The following is an 18,789-nucleotide window of genomic DNA, read 5'->3' on the forward strand; positions in this document are numbered from 1 at the left end:
ATAATGAGAAAAACTTGTAGCTGAATGGCTGGCCAATCATAAAACCTTAAACATTACAAAAGCTATTAAAAACCCAGCTATCGTACCGGTATTTATGTAAGGGAGGCCTGGTGCAGGCCTGTCTCTATTACAAAAGTAGAGTACAGCCATACCTATAAGGCCGCCACCTAACGGAAGCAAAGTAAAATAGAGTATATTGGAGATTCCGTATAAGGCAGATGATACAACGAGAATGCTTGGCAAAGCGATGTCCCCAAATCCTATCATGAGGGCGTTTCCTTCTCCGCGGTTTTCGAAAGTAACGTTCTTCATAGTGAAATCCCTATTCTCAGGTATAACAAATAGCATTGGGAGATCAGAATCAACTGCATACCTTGCCAGGCTTATCATATGCTTAGTTTTGTAAACAGCTATGTAGTCGTATATCTCGAAAACAACCAGGAAAGCAACAGCCGCCCATACGCCAAATGTAATACCCCATATTGATGCTATTCCGACAGCGAGAAAAAAACCAGCAGTATCTGTTATGTACCATTCATTTTTAAAAAGGAGCAGATAAAAGTAAGAAATCGCAATGGCAACTGAAATTGCTAGTATAGCATATAGGTTATCAAGGAATATAGAAAGCAGTATCAAGAATACATAGAATATTACGTATGCTACCACAACAGAATAAATTATGCGAAATATCCTAAGCTTTTTTCTTCTACCTAGATAGATTATCACAAAGGAGAATAGGAAGGCTGCAACTATATAAACAAATATATAGCTTAGGCCATAGGTAGGACTCCTGTGTGATATAGAAGGCTCGGAGTTGTATACTGCGACTGCCAGAAGAAGAGCCATAATTGATGCTGCAACAAATATTAACATAGAGGTTATCTCAGCTTTTGCTCGCATCTTTTTTCCTCCTTCCTGCCTTCTTCTCTTCAACTTTATTGGATTTCTTCTTATTGTATTCGCATGAAATGTTCGGGCAGAATTTCCATCTCCTTTTTCCATTAACTGCTTCTAACAATGGCGCACCACAGATGGGGCATTTTTCTCCAGTTTTCTCTATTTTGCCCTTCTGTGGAAGGGGATATGTCACCGTGCACTTAGGATAGTTGCTGCATCCAAGAAACCTCTTCCCATACCTCGACTGCCTAAGTATAAGCCTACCGCCATCCTTAGGGCATTCTCCAAAGTCTTCTTTTTCTTTGTTGTATGCACACCCAGGGTCGATACATTTTACCTCTGGAGACTGTCCTCTGCGGATAATCTTTATGAGCGGCAATCCACACACTGGGCACAACTGATCCATGAGTGAGATCGAACCATTCTTCTTTATTTTGAAGTCTATCCTACAGCCGTCAACCTCGCACCTTATCCTATACGTAAATTTGTCCTTTGAGAGTATAAGGTTATGATCTGGATGAAACGGACATTTGCCCATTGCTTCTCCAGCGTTTATCCCTGTATTTATAATACTCTTTACATCATCGGCCTTATTGATGAAGTCACCGAGCACAGAATGAAGCATCTTCTTTGATTCATCAACGACCTCCTGCTTTGACATGAGGCTCCTTTCTATCTTGTCCATATCCTGCTCCAGCTTAGCAGTCATATCAGGATCAGCTATACTTGAATTCACGCTTTTTACAGCATCTATAAAGGCTATTCCCAGGCCCGTTGGACGGACGGGGTTCCCCTCTATGAACCCCCGGTCGATGAGTTTCCCGATTATGTCGTGCCTTGTGCTTTTTGTCCCGAGATTTAGATCCTCCATTTTTTTGAGAAGAGAGGCCATATCATATCTAGGTGGAGGCTTAGTCTGATCCTCATTGAGCAGCCAATTCGTACCATGTAGGATCTCTCCTTCTGAGAGGTCTGGCATAAACTCATCCCTGGAAGAGTAGCCATACACAGCCATCCATCCTAGATCTGTAGTCTGCGAGCCACGAGCCAGGAATTTATATCCGTTGACGTCTATCTCAGCCTCCTTCACTGTCTTTCGTCCATCCCTGTATAGGGTAGATATGAATCTTCTAAGTATGAGATCGTAGATGCGTGCATAATCGCCTTTCAGTTCTTCCTTTGGCATTTCAACGGGGTATATCGGCGGGTGATCCGTTGTCTCCGTCCTGCCGCGAGATGGAATTATCTTTTCCCATCCGAGGATCTCTTCTACGTAATTTGAATACTTTGATTTAGAAAATTTCTGTAGCACATTCCTTAGGTTTATTGCACGCGGATAGACTGTATTGTCAGTCCTAGGGTAGCTTATTAGGCCTCTGGTGTACAAGCTTTCTGCTATAGACATGGCCTTTGTAGGCATTATTCCTATTCTCGAGGCTTCCCTAAGGAATTCTGTCGTACTGAAGGGAGTCGGCCTCCTTATTGATTCTTCGTGCTTTTCAAACTTAATTACTGTCCCATCCCTTCCATTTATGGATGAAAAAACTGAATTAGCTACATCCTTATCGAATAATTTTTTTTCATATGCTGCTTGAAATTCCCCTTCCTTTTGAAATGTTATAGATATTGTCCAGAAAGTCTGTGGTTTGAAGTTCTCTATTTCACGCTCTCTTTCGACAACAATTGCAAGCGTTGGGGTCTGTACTCGCCCGGCTGAAAGAAAGTATCTTCCGAGCCTACCCGTCGCTAGCGAAAAGAACCGAGTTAAAACTGCACCCCAGATCAAGTCAATGCTCTCCCTTGCGTCCGCTGCATCAGCAAGGTTATAATTGACATCTATAGGCTTTTCGAAGGCGTTCCTTATCTCTTGGCCTACCAATGAACTGAACTTTGCACGCAGTACCTTTTCCTGTCCTTCCTTTATTATGTCCAGGGCTTCAACACCTATGAGCTCGCCTTCCCTATCATAGTCTGTAGCTATTATTATTTCATCTGCCTTTCCTTTAAAAGACGATAGTGTCTGATAGGCACTCTTGTTTTTAACCTTCTTCACAATATCGGCGTCTATAAGCTCCTTTAAGTCTGTCTTCTCCCAATTGCTGAAATTTTCTGGAAAATCGGCCTCAACAATATGGCCTGAAAGTGGAATTAAGAGAGTCTTTTTCCCATTAGATTCGAATTCTATGTAGGAAAGGCCCTTTACCCTTCTAGCCTTTGCAGTGCCATTAGACAGAAAATACGCAATTCTCCTGCCCGCATCTACCTTTTCTGCTATTATTACCCTAAAATAATCCTGCAAGAATTTTACCTCTTTATCTGGAAATCCTGAAACTCAGTATAAGGTTCAATGTAAACATCGTACCGCTTGACTTCAGCATATGGCATGTTAGAAACACAATAGCTGATAAGCTTTTCTATTTGTTCACTTTCGCCTGAAAACAGCGCTTCAACTGAGCCGTCAGGCAAGTTCTTGATCCATCCCTTTACCCCTAGCTCGAGGGCTTTAACGAGCGTGTTAGACCTGAAATTTATACCCTGTACTCTTCCGTAAAATCTTACCCTTCTTGTTGTAAGCATGACACCACGTTATCAAAAACAAGGATTTATAATATTATTATACGTAAATTTATATATATGATCGTAAATTCACCATTGACAAGGCTTTGAACTTCTAGATCATGGTTTTTTTAAACCAATATAAGTAAGCTAATATCGATCCAACTGATATACCTATAGCCGTATTTAAGAGAAAAAACAAGCCATAGGAAAGATGATAGGTATATTGTAGGGAAAACGACAGTAAGTCTGGAAATCCAACAATGAGGCCGGAGTAAAAAAATGTAACCATGAACGCTAATTGACCGCCAAACGAATAGAAATTGATAGTATCTGCCGAAGCTGGTATCTTTGAGTATAATCTCCTTACATTGAAAAACAGAGATATGATAAAGTACAGAATTGTATCGAAAAATACGAGAAAGTAATAAATAGGCGTCATCCTTATTTTGATTGAAAGTGTTATCAGCATAGCTGAGGTTATGGCAGCGAATATTAGAAATGGCGCAGGCAGCTTCCAGGCTATCACATTTTTTGGAGATACAGGGAGAGAACGGAGAAATGATATACCATTTCCTTCTATCACAAGAAATAGTATAGAATAGAAGGAAGAAACAACAACTACAAATGCAATAAGTACATTATAAAGGGATATTGGGTTGACACTGATCTCCGGGGAATAAAGTAACTCTGACATAACGGTAGGGAATACAAAAAATATTGGCATGATTAGCAAAACAAGGTTCTGGGATTTTCTTGACGACAACCAGATATCCTTATAAAAGAACGATAAGTATGGTTTTCGTATCTTCTCAGCTCTTTCGAGGTTGACCTCTGCTCTTCCGCTAGACCTCATTGGTTCAACAAGCCTCGAAAATGCAATTGAATTAAGCTTCGTAAAAGAAAATATTATGAAAAGGAGGTAGAGAATAGATAGAGAGAAGCCCATAAATGCTTTTAATAAACTGTCAGCATAAAAAAGCGTCTTTGGTATGTTGATAATAGGTATGACGAAAGAATAAGGAAACGCCATATTTGGTACAATTATATTGACGTAATCTGCGTTATATAATATAATTTCGAAAATAACGAAAACGAATATGAGAAATATTACGCGGCCTGCATTTCTTATTATTATAGAGGATCTAGTTCTTTTCCCGAGTATACGTCTGCTGAAAATTATAAAGAGAAGTGATCCTATTGTATATCCAAGGAGCATTGTAAACAGCGACCAAATAAAACCTAGTAATGCTATGTAGGCATTTCCATAAAACGCTGAAGCTATGAATACTGCTGGCATTACAGCGAAGAGCGATGAGCTTCCAGTATAGATAAACCATGATACCGCAATAACGTTCTGTGGTAGATCGAGAGGGAGAGCACGGAGTGGGTCGAGTATATGATTTATACTTATTGAGACGAAAAAGAGGAGGGAATTAGATACGTTGATGAACAACACATATATGTAAAGTATAAGCACTATGTTTGAAAGCGTAAAAATATGGTGAGATAGCAAACTAGGCACGACGAGAACAAGGGAGAACAACATGAACGATATTGAGGTCATAGCGTAGGAAAGATTTACGTATCTCATTACATAGGCAGACTTATCGCTAGCTGCATTTGCTCTCTTAGTAAACGAGGCTGAATTCTTAAGTGCAAGGTAGCGTTCTTCTATCAAAAGCCTTCTTGCTAAATACAATGTTTGCTTAATCTCCAACCTCTCCCCTCAGAGACTTAACTACATCACCAAGATCCTCAGAGTTTGTCAGCTTCAGGAATATATCCTCCAGGTTCTGGCTATTTTCCGGCGCCGAACTTTCTAGATCCCTTATGGTGCCATTTGCGACTATGCTACCCTCATAAAGTATAGCGACGGAGTCGCATAAGTTTTCAGCGATCTCTAGTATATGCGTGGAAAAAACGACTATTTTGCCCCTGTTTTTCATGTCCATGAGTATATCTTTGAATATGCGTGCTGACCTTGGATCTAATCCATTCATCCCTTCGTCAACGATTAGAACTTTAGGATCGTGAACCAGAGCCGATATTATTGCCACCTTCTGTTTGTTTCCAAAGGATAGAGAACCAATAAACTCGTTGAGATAATCCTTTATTGAAAATGCGTCTATCAACGCGTTGAGCCTTCTCGCATATGAATCAACAGGGATGTGCCTCACTGATCCCACAAAATCAAAAAGCTCTAAAGGGGTCATAGATTCATAAAGAACTGGAGTTTCCGGAATATAGCCGGCAATTTCCTTTATCTTCATCTGATCCTTATCTACATCCAGTCCGCATACTGATACTCTTCCGCTTTTCTTTGATAGCAGGGATACCAGTATCTTCATAAGAGTCGTCTTTCCAGACCCGTTTGGACCAAGTATGCCATATATTGATCCAGAAGGTATAGTTAAATTTACACCTTTTAAAGCTGGTTTTTCACCGTAATACATGTAGAGATCCTCTATCTCAATTGCACAGTTCATACTATCATTTCGTAAATCATTATTAAATTCAGATTAATTAACGAAACTATTTACGAATAGTTTCACGAAAGAGTTATTGCGATATGACTCTATAAGAGAGAAAGCATCGCTTCTGTCGATATATTAATAGTTTACATTTAACTTGACATCATATTTTAACTATGTTTTATCTAATGCCTTTAGAGATTTGATTCCTTACCATCTGCTTTCAAAATCCACTCCACATATCCTTAACGAATCTTTTTCACCATCTTAGTTCCGTATAGTAAAAATTGATTATGCTGAGAGTTTTTTGCTTGATCTTGATGATGTTATTGAAAGATAAACTTATGTTTTACGCCCAAAAAGTATGCATAATCTACGTGATGCTATTACATTACTTTATCTACAAATAAAATAAATAGATCAACAAAGGACTGGTAATGTGGCTGTATTGAAATGAATATAGTCCTCAGAATTTAAAAGTTTGATGTCGAAATTTAGAAATATGGTGCAGATAAAGACCTTCGGTAAGATTGAACTAAATTATAGATATATGCAGGAAGTAGTGAAACGCGAATCCTACAAAGAAAGTTATCGCAGCTGCTAGCAAAGCCAGCGAAGATGCACGGATCGCCATTTTCATAACCCTTACGTTAACTGATAGCGCAACCATTGCGTTTGCTATACCCTGAACTATAAACACAAGGATTATAGAGAGGATCAGAGCCAAGTACTTATGCAAAAACACAAATGGAAGGATCGGAACTGCTGATCCGAGTATGTATGATAGCCCTACATAAAGAGCAGAGGTCTTCGATTCAGCTTTTATCTTGTCCACATATTCAGGGTCCTTTTTCTTTCTCCTGAAGAGTATCCTTTTTTCTTCTTCCACAAGTTTATATTCGGTTTCAGACTTCTTTGATAGATATGCCCCTATAGTCATGCTTGCAGTACCGCTAATTCCAACAACTAGGCCACCAAGAGCTATATCTATATTGTTTTCTATTATAGATGTCAATCCTGCAAGAGCTGCAAGCACCTCTACCAAGCCATCGCTTATGCCGTAAATTACATCCTTATTCCGTTCGACAGTATCCTGGCTCTTCTCCATTGCTTTTTCAAATATTTCTTCGTGGTTTATCTCCTCGTCAAGTATTTTTGAAAGCCTTGCCCTGAAATCTTCATCCAAGTCCTTCTTTTTTAGGTAATCACTGTAAACGCTCACAGTTGATATCTCACCATGCTCCAAGAGACGCGCTGTCAGAAAGTTTCCCAAAAAATACCTAGCCAACAAAAGGAATGTTACCTTAAAACGATTGTATCTATTTGAATACTTGATCCCGAATCTTTTCATATTTTCCTTCCAGAACTCAGAATGCTCCCTTTCTATCTCGGAAAGCTTCGAAAGATTTTCCCTTAAGTAATCGTCTTTGATCGTCCTCGAAAGCTTTGAATAGAAGTTCATGTCTGTAAGTTCATCGCGATAAAATTCCCTCCATTTGTCAGGGTCAGGCTGCATATCGACAAATCGATATCTATCTTAAAATCTTATCGGTTTTTCCGCAATTTCTGGAACTCAGTAGTAAGGATGACCATACGGTTTATTTCCTATAGTACGAATTTCGTATAGGACATACGATTTACATTCAACAAAATATATATTTTTCCATTAAATATTCTAATTATGATGCAGGAAGAGTTGAACGGTATCAAAATTAAAGTAACGCCACCTGGACCAGAAGCGAAGAAGATAATAGAACTTAACGATAAATACTTGGCTAGAAGCACACAGTCTCTGCCGGTTGTAGGGAAGCTAGGAAAGGGAGTATATGTTGAAGACGTAGACGGAAACGTCTATCTGGATTTTGCGAGCGGCATAAGCGTAACAAACCTAGGCCATCTTGATCCGTACGTAACACAAAAGGTAGAAGAACAATTGCACAAACTATGGCATTTCCCTGGTACGGATTTTTACACTGAGATGCAGGTTTTGGCAGCTAAATCCCTTATAGAGGTAACTCCTGGAAAATTTAACAAGAAGGTGTTTTTTACAAACAGCGGTACTGAAAGCGTTGAAGCCGCAATAAAGATAGCGAAGTCCTATACTCACAGAGAGAGGTTTATAGGTTTTATTGGAGCATTCCACGGACGAACACAAGGTTCTCTGAGCTTTACTGCATCGAAGCCCATACACCACAAAGGGTTCTTCCCCTCTATGCCGGGCGTTGAACACGTACCGTTCCCGAACCCGTACAGAAATCCATTCAATATAGATGGATATGAAGAACCAGATGAGCTCGTGAACAGAGTGATCGACTACATAGAGACGTATTTACTCAAGACTTACGTACCCCCTGAAGACGTTGCTGGGATCCTTGCTGAACCGATTCAGGGAGAAGGAGGATACATCGTTCCCCCAATGAACTTCTTCAAGGAGCTAAGGAAACTCGCAGACAAATACCACATACCGCTCCTCATAGACGAGGTGCAGAGCGGCTTTGGAAGAACGGGCAAGTTCTTCGCCTCAGAGCACTTTGGAGTTGAGCCAGATGTCATAACACTCGCTAAATCAATAGCATCTGGCATCCCCATGGGAGCAGCTGTAATGAAAGAGGAGATGAATTTCAGCGAGAATGGCCTGCACTCTAACACGTTTGGAGGTAACCTCATTGCATCGGCTGCCTGCGTGGCAACAATAGACGAGATGAAGAAACTCAATGCCGTAGAGAATGCTGCAAAGCAGGGAGCTTACATGAAGAAGCGGCTTGTAGAGCTCCAGAATAAGTATAATGAGATAGGAGACGTTAGGGGGCTTGGCTTAATGCTTGCAATAGACTTTGTAAAGGATAGGAGGACTAAGGAGCCAAACTCTAAGTTGAGGAACGACGTGATAAACAACGCCTTCAAAAACGGCTTGATATTGCTTTCCACTGGTTCCAGTGCAATAAGGATAATACCACCACTAATAATAACCCAGGAACAGGTAGATGAGGGAATAGAGGTACTCGACAAAGCAATCAAAATGTCTAAATAAACGCCTATTTTTAACTTCTCCCATTTATTATTGCTATAAATTCTGTGAAAGGGAGCCCATTGTCCCATTTCATTACATAGTTCCCGTCTTTTGTTTTATAAAGTGTAGGGATGAGTTCGTAAAGGGTCTTCATGCGTCCGGTAGGATTTCCAGGAACTGTAAAAAGCCTCCATGGATCTCCAGATGCGTTCTTGAGCCTGAAGGCGTAAACAAGAAATATCCCTGCCCTGTTTACCATTTCACTTAAACGTTCGGCCTGATCCTGTTTTTTACCAGACGCCTCCGAGAAGGCAAGATAAGACCTAATAGAAGACTTAACCTCTATCACCATCGATATATCATGCCTTATTGCTATTATATCTGCACCAAGAGACCCAGCAGCACGTGTCACAAAAAAAGGACTTGTTATCAGTGATCTGACGGTGCTACCGTTTTCTCCGACTCTTTGTGCATATTTTTCAACGGCTTGGGCCCTCCCGGAAAGTATATCCCTAATCTCCCTCTCATATACGCTGCCATTCATTTTATAGCCCAATATCGCGAGTAATAAGAAAATCCTTTTTGTTTTTCGAGTTCCGATCGACTAGTTTATATTAAATATTAATGAAGATATAAACGGATACCACCAAGGTTCAATTCCTAGATGCATAAGGATCACTTGCCATGAGTACTGTTGAACAGTTTCCTCAGGAAAGGTTTTGCCTTCTCTACTATCTCTCTAGCAGTGCCTTGTAGCTCAGGGATAGTAATATATCCTTCATGTTGTGATGTCCTATTGTATATTCTTGCAGATACTGATATCCCCATTCTTTTCAGGTCTTCCTCTATCTCATACGATTGCAAAAGAGAGAGCTCATCATGAGTGCTTACTAAATAAAATTTTGAATTTTCAATTTCATTCCAAACTTTTTTGGAGAGTTCTCGCCATTCATTAAGTATTTCTAAGGTCTTATTCGTTTTGAAAGCATCCTTCATTGAAAAGTAAAACTTTATGTCTCTCCCCAAATGTTCGTAGAAGTCCTTTTCGAGGTAGAGAAGATGCATTGTAGACGATGATGCTGGCGTATCCCATACAAGATAATCGAATTTCTTTGTTTCACCCATCCCAACAATCTGCGAGATCATGAATTCCTCAGCTACTCCAGGCGCATTCGCAATATGATCAATTATTTCGAATCCGGTATCGAAGAATCGAGAAACAATGTCGTAAACCTGGTCACCGTACCTTTTCTTCCATAGTTTCGATACTTCACTTTCACTTATTTCAAACACATCCAAATTGACAGTATTTTCTGGGAAAATATAGTGCAACGAAGGCATGGTGTCTGTTGAAACAATAGCTGTACTTCCATGCTCGGCACAGATGAGGGAGTATGCGGCGGCAATGGTCGTCTTTCCCACTCCGCCTTTTCCGACAAACGCTTCTATCAACCACTCACCAATATAGAATCAACTACGAGATAAAGGCTCTTTCCTTACAGATCTCTAAACCTGATCGCTGTCAGCAAATGTATAAATACTTGAATGACGTTGTCAGACATATGGGGGATATCACTGATCTGTTGTCGAAAGTTTCCATAGACGATATCTCAGATGATTTCTGGGACGATAACCCAACTCCGTCAATACCGGAGGATGAAGAAATTGCAAATATATACAAGACGCTCAATGTGAAAATAAAAGTGGTCGGCTGCGGTGGTGGCGGATCAAATACAGTTAGCAGGCTCTACGAAGAAGGCTTAAAAGGCGCTGATCTTATAGCTTTAAATACAGATGCAAGTCATTTAAAAACAATAAAAGTGGCTAAGAAACTTTTGATAGGTTACCGAACTACGAGGGGACTCGGTACAGGCGCAGATCCAAAGGTTGGAGAAGAAGCTGCTGCTGAGGAGATAGTCTCTATTAAAAAAATGGTTCAGAACACAGATATAGTTTTTGTAACTGCTGGGCTCGGAGGCGGTACCGGTACGGGTTCGGCTCCAGTAGTCGCGAAGGCGGCAAAAGAGGCAGGCGCAATAGTGATATCTGTGGTGACCCTTCCATTTGATTCAGAAGGCCCTATGAGAATGGACAATGCAGTTATAGGCCTTGAAAATCTAGCACAGTTCTCTGATACACTTATAGCCATACCAAACCAGAGATTGTTAAGCGAGGTGCCGAATGCAGAGATGAAAACTGCTTTCGCCTATGCTGACAGGGTACTTGCAGATACAATAAGAGCTATAGTTGAAATAATAACTAAAACCGGAGTAATAAACATAGACTATTCAGACATTAAAACGGTAATGAAGTCTGGTGGCGTTGCTATGATAGGCATGGGCCAGTCAAAGAAGGGAGGGGATAGAATAATGACAGCGCTTGAAGAGGCGCTAAAGCCCAGGCTCATAGACGTTGATATAAGCACTGCCAAGGATTGCATATTCAAGATAATTGCACCACCCGACATAACAGTGAGCGAGGTAGGTAAGGCCATGTCTGAAATAAAGAAAAGAATAACTGCAAAATCTAGAATAATCTGGGGATTAACGGTTGACAAAAATTTGGATCAGGATGTCAAGGTGTTAATATTTATGACAGGCGTCAATTCAGCTTACCTAGTTAGAGATCTAGAATCAGCAAGGCGTCTTGCCAATGCTTTTACTGGTTCTACTTCAACGGGAATCGATATAGTAAGCTGATTTTTTCATTCTTTTATGTTCAGGCTTTGTCAAATATCAACGGATGTTTGACTTCCTGCCATATTCTCCGTATATTTTGGCTGCTCCGCATCTTTACTTGACGAGACTTTAATAGTTCTCTCCGAACATGTACGAACACTTTTCTCTATGTCCGTAGATAATTCATATTGCAATCTGTCTTAGGACAACAGTATTCTAATGCTTTGTTAATTATCTCCAGATAATAATGTGAAGGCACCTCGTATTCTTTAAATTCATTATAAACTTTCTTTGATACAGAATTTCATAATGTAAGGTTCTTCTCAACCATAATAGTGATCTTAAGCTTAACCATATTGGTAAACGTACATATTAAGCGTCTTTAACTTATCGGATAGCAGAAAATACCGTTTTATGGCCTTATAGGCATACACAGATGTAAATATCGTTGCCGTATATTGGATATAATTACAGCATTTCATAATTTTGCTTTAAATGCCGCTTCATTAAAATCGACAAAAATTGACGACATTTACGTCTAAAAAAAATTGAATACTGGCATGGATATCCAGTTGCGTGGATAAGAGAATTATAGTAGCCTTGGATGTTAAGGAAAAGAAAAAAGCTATAGATATTGCAGAAAGCCTATCGGACATTGTATTTGCTTTTAAGATAAACTGGCCCTTAGTACTATATTCATCTCCTGAGGTTATAGGTGAAATTTCGCAATATGGTAAGGTTATATGTGACTTTAAAGTGGCAGATATCCCTTATACGAACTCGCTAATAACAGAGAGAGTTCGGGATCTTGGTGCATGGGGAATAATATCTCACTCGTTTCTTGGAGAAGAATCCCTTAAATCCGTGGTCAATGCAGCTAAAGGCATGCATGTATTTTCAGTTGTGGCTATGTCGCATCCTGGCTCAGATATGATAAACTCCAATGCTATGCAACTAATGAAACTATCCATAGAATGTGGGGTTTACGGATTTGTTGCCCCTGCAAACAAGATTGATGACCTAAGAATGATCAGGTCTGCAACGGACAGAGTAATAATATCGCCAGGAATAGGAGCACAGGGAGGTGATCCGTACACAGCTGTTCTGAATGGATCGGATTATTTAATAGTGGGCCGGAGCGTTTATGAAAGCGATAAGCCAGAGTTAGAGGTTTCAAAGCTTCAGCAAACTGCCGAGAGAGCTATTGAGGACAGGGAGAGACTTAAAAACAGTTAAGTATAGGATTAATGATATTAAAAAATGTATTTATTGCGAATAAACATAGAAGGTACTATAAATTACGGGCTTTATAAATATTTATATCCGGCGCTAAAGGCAGCGGAAGGTAAGAAGTCTATTGCTGGATTGATATTGGTGTTCAATTCTGGAGGCGGGGATGCAGCTTCCTCACAGCTAATTCACGACCTTGTAAAGAAAATAAGAAAGAAGAAGCCGGTTTATTCACTTGCACTTGGGATATGCGCGTCAGGTGCTTACTGGATAGCATCAGCTTCCACGAAAATATATGCGATAGATACCTCCCTGATAGGATCCATCGGAGTAATATCGATCAGGCCCAACGTTAAAAAGCTGATGGAAAAAATTGGAGTAGATGTAATGGTGTACAAGTCGGGCAAGTACAAGGATATGACATCACCGTTTTCAGAACCAAATGAAGAGGAAAAGTCTGTCTATCAGAGGCTTCTAGACGACATATTTGAGAAGTTTAAGCGGTCTGTAGCTGAGGACAGGGGGATACCGTCAGAGAAAATAGATGAGATCGCGAACGGGATGGTATATTCGGCTAAAATGGCCGCTGATAACGGGCTTATAGATAGGATAGCAAATTATGATGATCTCGTATCTGACCTTACAAAGGAGGTTGGAAAGAGGCTTAAGGTTAAGGAATTTTATATAAGGAAGCCTTTGCTTCAAAGGCTACTTGGTATCTAAAGGAATACCGCCATGATTACAAGCAATGGCAATACAAAAATAACGATATAAGAATAAGCTGCAAGATAATAGATCTTCATCGATTTCTCTATATCGGCTACGCCTGGCTGGTACCCATCATCGTTTACTATGTAGTGGCCTTTCTTTTCAAGCCTTAGGTTTAAAGCGGAGGCCATTGAAGCTATGGGCCATCCAGCGTTAACGCTGTCAAACCTTCTTATATATCTTCGTACAGGGATCGCCTTTGACCTATAATTAAGTATATCAGAGGAGAATGTTATAAAAAACCAAGAAATTCTAGCTGGTATGTAGTTTATGACCGTATCCATGAATGCAGAGAATCTGCCGAATTCAAAATTCTTCCTATCCTTGTAACCATACATTGAATCCAAAGTATTGATTATTCTAGCTATAAATGCCCCAGGCAATCCAAAAAATACGAAAAAGAAGAGAGGTGTAATGTATCCGTCCACTAAGCCTTCTGCGATACTTTCGATTGCTGCAGATGATATCTCATTTTCGTTTAGCCTGGAGGTATCTCTTCGCACTATCATAGATAAATGCATCCTTGCCTCCATTATGTTTCCTTTCTTGAGGGAATCTGTGATTAATTTAATATGCTCTCCCATCGATGTTATTGAAAAAGTAGTCTTCAATATAACCATTGAAACAACTACATAAACAACAAGGATAAAACTAGATAGATATACCGCCAAAAAATATGGTATGGCAGTCAAAACAATGACAGCGATAGAAAATAAGATTCCAGCTCTGAACCTGTTATCAAATTTCCTGAAGTAACCCTCTATTGCACTTGCCACTCTGCCCGAAAAGACGACTGGATGTATGTACTCCTTCGGTTCGCCAAAAATTATATCTATCGAAAGCGCACCGATAAGTACCACGATCATTATTATCAGATTGTTCATGCTTTTCCTCAGAGTGTTTAGATGGCTACCCTTCCCTTTTGTAATTGATATGTTTAGATATACTTATTCATTAAACTGATTTTTCTTCCAAATACTCCATTATTTCTGATAGATTCACGTTTTTTTCAAATGTGTCCGCAAAGGCATCAATGGAAGATTCTAACCTCGCAGTAAGTCCAGTTGATTGCTCTCCCACTGCTCTCAAGAAGAAGTCACTGTTTCCAAGTATGTTGTGTATGTTTGTGCCGAAAACCGTGCCATCTTCTGATATGCAGCCTTCATAGCCCAATTCAGTTAAATTCATAGGTTTTTCTCCATCATTTATAACTTCGCCATAATGGATCTCATACCCGTCTGACCAATATTTGCCCTCAGCAAACTTAAATCTAATGGATCTGGTAGTTTTCTCCTCTCTGTATTCTGTATGGCACTTTAAAAATGAAAGACAACTCATACTTTTTCCATAGTAATCTATACGTGAACCAAGTATCTGATAACCCCCGCATATTCCTAATATTAACGCTTTCCCCCTCCTTTCAGAAAGTTTTTCCGCAATACCAGTGTTTTTTACGTATTCTAAATCTGCAGGAACATTTTTTGAGCCGGGCAATATAATTAGCTTCGCATTGTCTAGTGCATTTATATTTTTCTCCGTTACAAATGTGAAACCTTTGCCTGACAGTACCAACGGATCTACATCACTGTAATTTTCCATGAACGGATATCTTATTACACAGATCTCATCGTTTTCAACAGGCGGCTTTTCATAGTCAAATGAATCCTCGCCTGGCAGGAAACCAGATTGATACGGTAGTATACCTATAACTTTTCTTGAAATTAGGTTTTCAAGCCTTTCTATGCCTGGATTTAGCATCGAAACGTCACCTCTCATTTTGTTTATTATTATCCATTTTACAAGCTCAGAATTTGGCATTAGCATCAATGTGCCGTATATTGATGCAAAAACGCCTCCTCGATCTATGTCCCCAACAAGAATCGCAGGCGTTCCATATATCGAAGATACAAAGCTATTTGCTATATCACTGTCAAGCAGGTTTATCTCGGCTGGAGATCCGGCCCCTTCTGCAATTATAACATCGTATTTTTCAGGCAACCTCTCGATACTCTCTTTCACGATGCCTTTTCCCTTTGATCTCAAATAATCGTAGTATTCTTTTATTCCCTTTTTCCCAATAGATTTTCCAAGCACAATAAGCTGGCTGGTTCCATCACCTTCCGGCTTGAGCAGCAAAGGATTCATATATCGTGACGGATCAGTTTTAGCTGCAATGGCCTGAAGCCATTGAGCCCTTGCTATTTCGTATTCTCCCTCTACTATTACTGAGTTTAGAGACATGTTCATGGCTTTGAACGGTGCAACACTATAACCCTGCCTGGAAAGTATTCTGCATAGCGCCATGGATACGGTAGTCTTACCAGCCCCTGATGACGTTCCAAGTACCTGTATCATCTTCATTAGCTGGTCATACAATTTTAAGTTAAAAAGTTGCAACAATCCTGCTAACGATCATGTACCTTCAGAAAAGATACATTGTTTAATGATATGACGAAATTACGTCAGCATTTATTGCAATTTAAGTCGCAAAATCTTTATTCTGATGTTATTGAAATGCAATAATTTCAATGCATAATCATTAATCACATTAAATTAATTAAAACGTTGTCCATTAAGAGAAAGATGGATTTAGATATAGACCAAATGGAAAAAAAATGGCTTAAATATTGGGAAGATAACGATATTTACACATTCATCCCTTCAGAGAGAGAAAAGGTTTTCACTATTGATACTCCACCACCAACTGTATCGGGTAAAATGCATATGGGGCACTCTTTCTCCTACTCGCACATAGATTTCATAGCAAGATACAAGAGGATGCGTGGCTATCATGTTTTCTTTCCATGGGGTTTTGACGATAACGGCCTTGCAACCGAAAGATACGTAGAAAAGGAAACTGGTATTAAGCCTACAGATGGGAATGTAGAACACTTCATTAACCTGTGCAGGGAATTCAGCCAGGCCAGTGAAAAGGCACTGATAGAAGGCTGGAAAAGAATGGGCATGTCGTGTTATTTTAAAGACTATTATGTTACAAGTTCTCCGGAATCGGTTAAAATATCGCAGAGTATGTTCCTGGATCTCGTAAAGAAAAACCGTGTTTACAGGGACCTAGCCCCAACAATCAGATGTCCAACTTGTAAGACATCTATTTCACAAATAGAAATGAAAGATGAGATGCTCAAATCGAAGCTTGTTTACATAAACTTTGATGTGGAAGGATCAAAGCTAACAATTGCGACTTCGAGGCCTGAACTCCTTGGTTCCTGCGTGGCGCTTTTTGTTAACAACGAAGACGAAAGATATAAAAATATAATTGGCAGGGAGGCCACTGTACCGCTGTTCGGCCATAAAGTGCCGATAATGGGCGACGAGAGCATAGACAAGGATTTTGGTACAGGAGCTGAGATGGTCTGTACCTTTGGAGATCAGAACGATCTGGATCTATGGAAGAAATACTCCCTCCCGCTGAGGATAAGCATAGATAAAGACGGAAAGATGAATGAAAATGCAGGGCCGCTAAATGGATTATCCATAAATGATGGGAGGAAGAAAATAATAGAGCTTCTTAAGTCAGAAGGTTTCGTAGTAAAGGAAGAGGATATAAAGCACTCTGTGAATACCCACGAAAGATGCGGCACTCCTGTTGAGATATTTATAGAGAAGCAGTGGTTCATAAGATATTTAGATTTAAAGAAAGATTTTATAGACAGCGGCAGGGCTGTTAAGTGGATACCTGATTACATGCGCACAAGATATGAAAATTGGGTTAACGGCCTGAAATGGGACTGGTGCATATCAAGACAGAGATACTATGGTGTCCCTTTTCCAGTATGGTACTGCTCAGATTGTGGAAATACGGTCTTTGCAGACGATAAGGATCTTCCTGTTGATCCAAGGCTGCAGCCGCCTAGCAAAAGGTGTGATAAGTGTGGTTCTAGCAATCTCGTGCCTGAGAGGGACGTAATGGATACATGGGCTACATCGTCACTTACTCCCAGGATAGCTTTGTCTCATTTTGGACTATTTGATAAATATTATCCTGAGGATCTGAGGGGGCAGGGCCATGATATCATATCGTTCTGGGCTTTTACAACAATAGCCAGGTCAAAGATCCATGACAACACCATACCATGGCTTACTTTGATGATAAGCGGAAACGTTTTCGACATGTATGGAGAAAAAATGAGCAAGAGCAAGGGCAACATAGTCGACATTTACGCAATAACTGATAAATACGGAGCCGATGCACTTAGATTTTGGGCTTCTACCGTTTCGCAAGGGGAAGACATAAGGGTCAAGGAACAGGACTTTGTTAGAGGCAGGAGAACAGTAATAAAGATGTACAACGCCAACAGACTTATAGACATACTTAGGAATGGCAGACCTCTGAAGAATGTAGATGAACCAAAGCATCCAGTGAATTTGTGGATATTGACCGAAGAGTCAAAAGTGGTGAAGCTGGTCACAGATAGTATGGACAATTACGAGGTCTCTAAGGCAAGAAGCGCTTTAGATGTATTCTTTTGGAATACGTTCTGCGACAACTATCTTGAAATGATAAAGGCCATAGTTCAAGCCGCAAACGAAAAAAATGATCTAGGTACTGTTGACGAGACAATTTACACAGCTTCAAAAGTAATGAGAGATGTGGTGAAGATGTACGCTCCGATCATGCCATTCATCACAGAAGAGATCTATCAGAGCATAGAAATTGAAGGTAAGAAGAAGAGCGTACATATTGACTGCTGGCCTATGGAAAATAGGGAATACGTTGAGGCTTCAGAGGTGAGATACGTAACTTCAATCATAGATAAAATAAGGGCAGCTAAGTCCAATGCGAAAGTATCAGTAGGTACGCCGGTGAGGAAAGCCTTAATAAAGTGCAATGCTTCTATTGCAGAAAAGTACCGAGACATGCTTTCCAGGATGATGAGGATAGGATCAATTGATATTGAGGATTCAGATAAGCTTGAGGTTTCTGTGGAACCTTAATGCCCGTTATATTGATTTCTTTTAAAAAATTTATAAAATTTCATCATATTATTATTCACCATTGGGTCCTGTCAAATGTCCGTTGACGTTTGACTTCCTGTAATATTTTCCGTATCTTTTGTATGCTTCACATCTTTACTTGACTAGCTTTAATAGTTCGTTTCGAACATGCACGAACACCTTTCGCTATGACAAATATATCATTCCATATATAAATCTA

At 39.9% G+C, this 18,789-nt stretch carries 15 protein-coding genes; 5 read left to right on the top strand and 10 right to left on the bottom strand.

What is annotated here, in order from left to right; translation table 11 throughout:
- Positions 1-36: 36 nt before the first annotated feature.
- The 6 genes from TVG_RS00090 to TVG_RS00115 all read right to left on the bottom strand — a co-directional run bounded on the left by TVG_RS00090 (position 37) and on the right by TVG_RS00115 (position 7,443).
- Complete coding sequence (locus TVG_RS00090) at positions 37-900, bottom strand: presenilin family intramembrane aspartyl protease PSH (RefSeq protein ID WP_241760287.1); 864 nt, start codon at positions 898-900, stop codon at positions 37-39.
- Entirely contained in the window at positions 884-3,196 is a 2,313-nt protein-coding gene (locus TVG_RS00095) for a DNA topoisomerase I (protein ID WP_010916276.1), read from the bottom strand. The genes TVG_RS00090 and TVG_RS00095 overlap by 17 nt, the downstream gene beginning before the upstream one ends.
- A 5-nt stretch (positions 3,197-3,201) precedes the next feature.
- A complete protein-coding gene (locus tag TVG_RS00100) occupies positions 3,202-3,474 on the bottom strand; it encodes an acylphosphatase (RefSeq protein ID WP_010916277.1) in 273 nt (90 codons plus the stop codon).
- Positions 3,475-3,568: 94 nt separating this feature from the next.
- Complete coding sequence (locus TVG_RS00105) at positions 3,569-5,173, bottom strand: permease (protein WP_156769027.1); 1,605 nt, start codon at positions 5,171-5,173, stop codon at positions 3,569-3,571.
- On the bottom strand, positions 5,163-5,942 hold the full coding sequence (locus tag TVG_RS00110; RefSeq protein ID WP_010916279.1) for an ABC transporter ATP-binding protein: 780 nt from the start codon (positions 5,940-5,942) through the stop codon (positions 5,163-5,165). The genes TVG_RS00105 and TVG_RS00110 overlap by 11 nt, the downstream gene beginning before the upstream one ends.
- A gap of 520 nt (positions 5,943-6,462) precedes the next feature.
- Complete coding sequence (locus TVG_RS00115; protein ID WP_010916280.1) at positions 6,463-7,443, bottom strand: VIT1/CCC1 transporter family protein; 981 nt, start codon at positions 7,441-7,443, stop codon at positions 6,463-6,465.
- 165 nt (positions 7,444-7,608) lie between these two features.
- Here TVG_RS00115 and TVG_RS00120 point away from each other — a divergent pair, with 165 nt between their 5' ends.
- Entirely contained in the window at positions 7,609-8,958 is a 1,350-nt protein-coding gene (locus TVG_RS00120; RefSeq protein WP_010916281.1) for an acetyl ornithine aminotransferase family protein, read from the top strand.
- 10 nt (positions 8,959-8,968) lie between these two features.
- Here TVG_RS00120 and TVG_RS00125 read toward each other — a convergent pair whose 3' ends face one another.
- Together TVG_RS00125 and TVG_RS00130 are read right to left on the bottom strand one after the other, a co-directional pair.
- Positions 8,969-9,481, bottom strand: a complete 513-nt coding sequence (locus TVG_RS00125; protein WP_010916282.1) for a hypothetical protein — start codon at positions 9,479-9,481, stop codon at positions 8,969-8,971.
- A 131-nt stretch (positions 9,482-9,612) separates the two neighbouring features.
- Positions 9,613-10,389 (bottom strand): ArsA family ATPase, encoded by a 777-nt coding sequence (locus tag TVG_RS00130; RefSeq protein ID WP_010916283.1) that lies wholly within the window; start codon positions 10,387-10,389, stop codon positions 9,613-9,615.
- A gap of 110 nt (positions 10,390-10,499) precedes the next feature.
- On the opposite strand from TVG_RS00130, the gene ftsZ reads away from it, so the two are divergent.
- The 3 genes from ftsZ (at position 10,500) to sppA (ending at position 13,568) form a co-directional block, all read left to right on the top strand.
- On the top strand, positions 10,500-11,636 hold the full coding sequence (gene ftsZ, locus TVG_RS00135; RefSeq protein WP_010916284.1) for a cell division protein FtsZ: 1,137 nt from the start codon (positions 10,500-10,502) through the stop codon (positions 11,634-11,636).
- A 555-nt stretch (positions 11,637-12,191) separates the two neighbouring features.
- Positions 12,192-12,851, top strand: a complete 660-nt coding sequence (pyrF, locus tag TVG_RS00140) for an orotidine-5'-phosphate decarboxylase (protein ID WP_156769028.1) — start codon at positions 12,192-12,194, stop codon at positions 12,849-12,851.
- Positions 12,852-12,875: 24 nt separating this feature from the next.
- Positions 12,876-13,568 (top strand): signal peptide peptidase SppA, encoded by a 693-nt coding sequence (sppA, locus tag TVG_RS00145; RefSeq protein WP_010916286.1) that lies wholly within the window; start codon positions 12,876-12,878, stop codon positions 13,566-13,568.
- Here sppA and TVG_RS00150 read toward each other — a convergent pair.
- The gene (locus tag TVG_RS00150; protein ID WP_010916287.1) at positions 13,565-14,497 is read right to left on the bottom strand and encodes a cobalamin biosynthesis protein; all 933 of its coding nucleotides are present in this window, start codon (positions 14,495-14,497) and stop codon (positions 13,565-13,567) included. The genes sppA and TVG_RS00150 overlap by 4 nt on opposite strands.
- A 70-nt stretch (positions 14,498-14,567) precedes the next feature.
- Positions 14,568-15,974, bottom strand: coding sequence for a cobyric acid synthase (locus TVG_RS00155; protein ID WP_010916288.1), 1,407 nt, complete (start codon positions 15,972-15,974; stop codon positions 14,568-14,570).
- 222 nt (positions 15,975-16,196) lie between these two features.
- Here TVG_RS00155 and TVG_RS00160 point away from each other — a divergent pair, with 222 nt between their 5' ends.
- Complete coding sequence (locus TVG_RS00160; protein WP_010916289.1) at positions 16,197-18,569, top strand: valine--tRNA ligase; 2,373 nt, start codon at positions 16,197-16,199, stop codon at positions 18,567-18,569.
- Positions 18,570-18,789 lie beyond the last annotated feature (220 nt).

Origin of the sequence: Thermoplasma volcanium GSS1 (assembly GCF_000011185.1) — an archaeon.
Lineage (GTDB): Archaea > Thermoplasmatota > Thermoplasmata > Thermoplasmatales > Thermoplasmataceae > Thermoplasma > Thermoplasma volcanium.

Excerpts from the sequence above, each read along its gene's own strand:
- TVG_RS00090 (WP_241760287.1), bottom strand. The coding sequence starts at position 900 with ATGCGAGCAAAAGCTGAGATAACCTCTATGTTAATATTTGTTGCAGCA.
- TVG_RS00100 (WP_010916277.1), bottom strand. The coding sequence starts at position 3,474 with ATGCTTACAACAAGAAGGGTAAGATTTTACGGAAGAGTACAGGGTATA.
- TVG_RS00110 (WP_010916279.1), bottom strand. The coding sequence starts at position 5,942 with ATGAACTGTGCAATTGAGATAGAGGATCTCTACATGTATTACGGTGAA.
- TVG_RS00115 (WP_010916280.1), bottom strand. The coding sequence starts at position 7,443 with ATGCAGCCTGACCCTGACAAATGGAGGGAATTTTATCGCGATGAACTT.
- TVG_RS00120 (WP_010916281.1), top strand. The coding sequence starts at position 7,609 with ATGATGCAGGAAGAGTTGAACGGTATCAAAATTAAAGTAACGCCACCT.
- TVG_RS00125 (WP_010916282.1), bottom strand. The coding sequence starts at position 9,481 with ATGAATGGCAGCGTATATGAGAGGGAGATTAGGGATATACTTTCCGGG.
- ftsZ (WP_010916284.1), top strand. The coding sequence starts at position 10,500 with ATGGGGGATATCACTGATCTGTTGTCGAAAGTTTCCATAGACGATATC.
- sppA (WP_010916286.1), top strand. The coding sequence starts at position 12,876 with ATGTATTTATTGCGAATAAACATAGAAGGTACTATAAATTACGGGCTT.
- TVG_RS00150 (WP_010916287.1), bottom strand. The coding sequence starts at position 14,497 with ATGAACAATCTGATAATAATGATCGTGGTACTTATCGGTGCGCTTTCG.
- TVG_RS00155 (WP_010916288.1), bottom strand. The coding sequence starts at position 15,974 with ATGAAGATGATACAGGTACTTGGAACGTCATCAGGGGCTGGTAAGACT.
- TVG_RS00160 (WP_010916289.1), top strand. The coding sequence starts at position 16,197 with ATGGATTTAGATATAGACCAAATGGAAAAAAAATGGCTTAAATATTGG.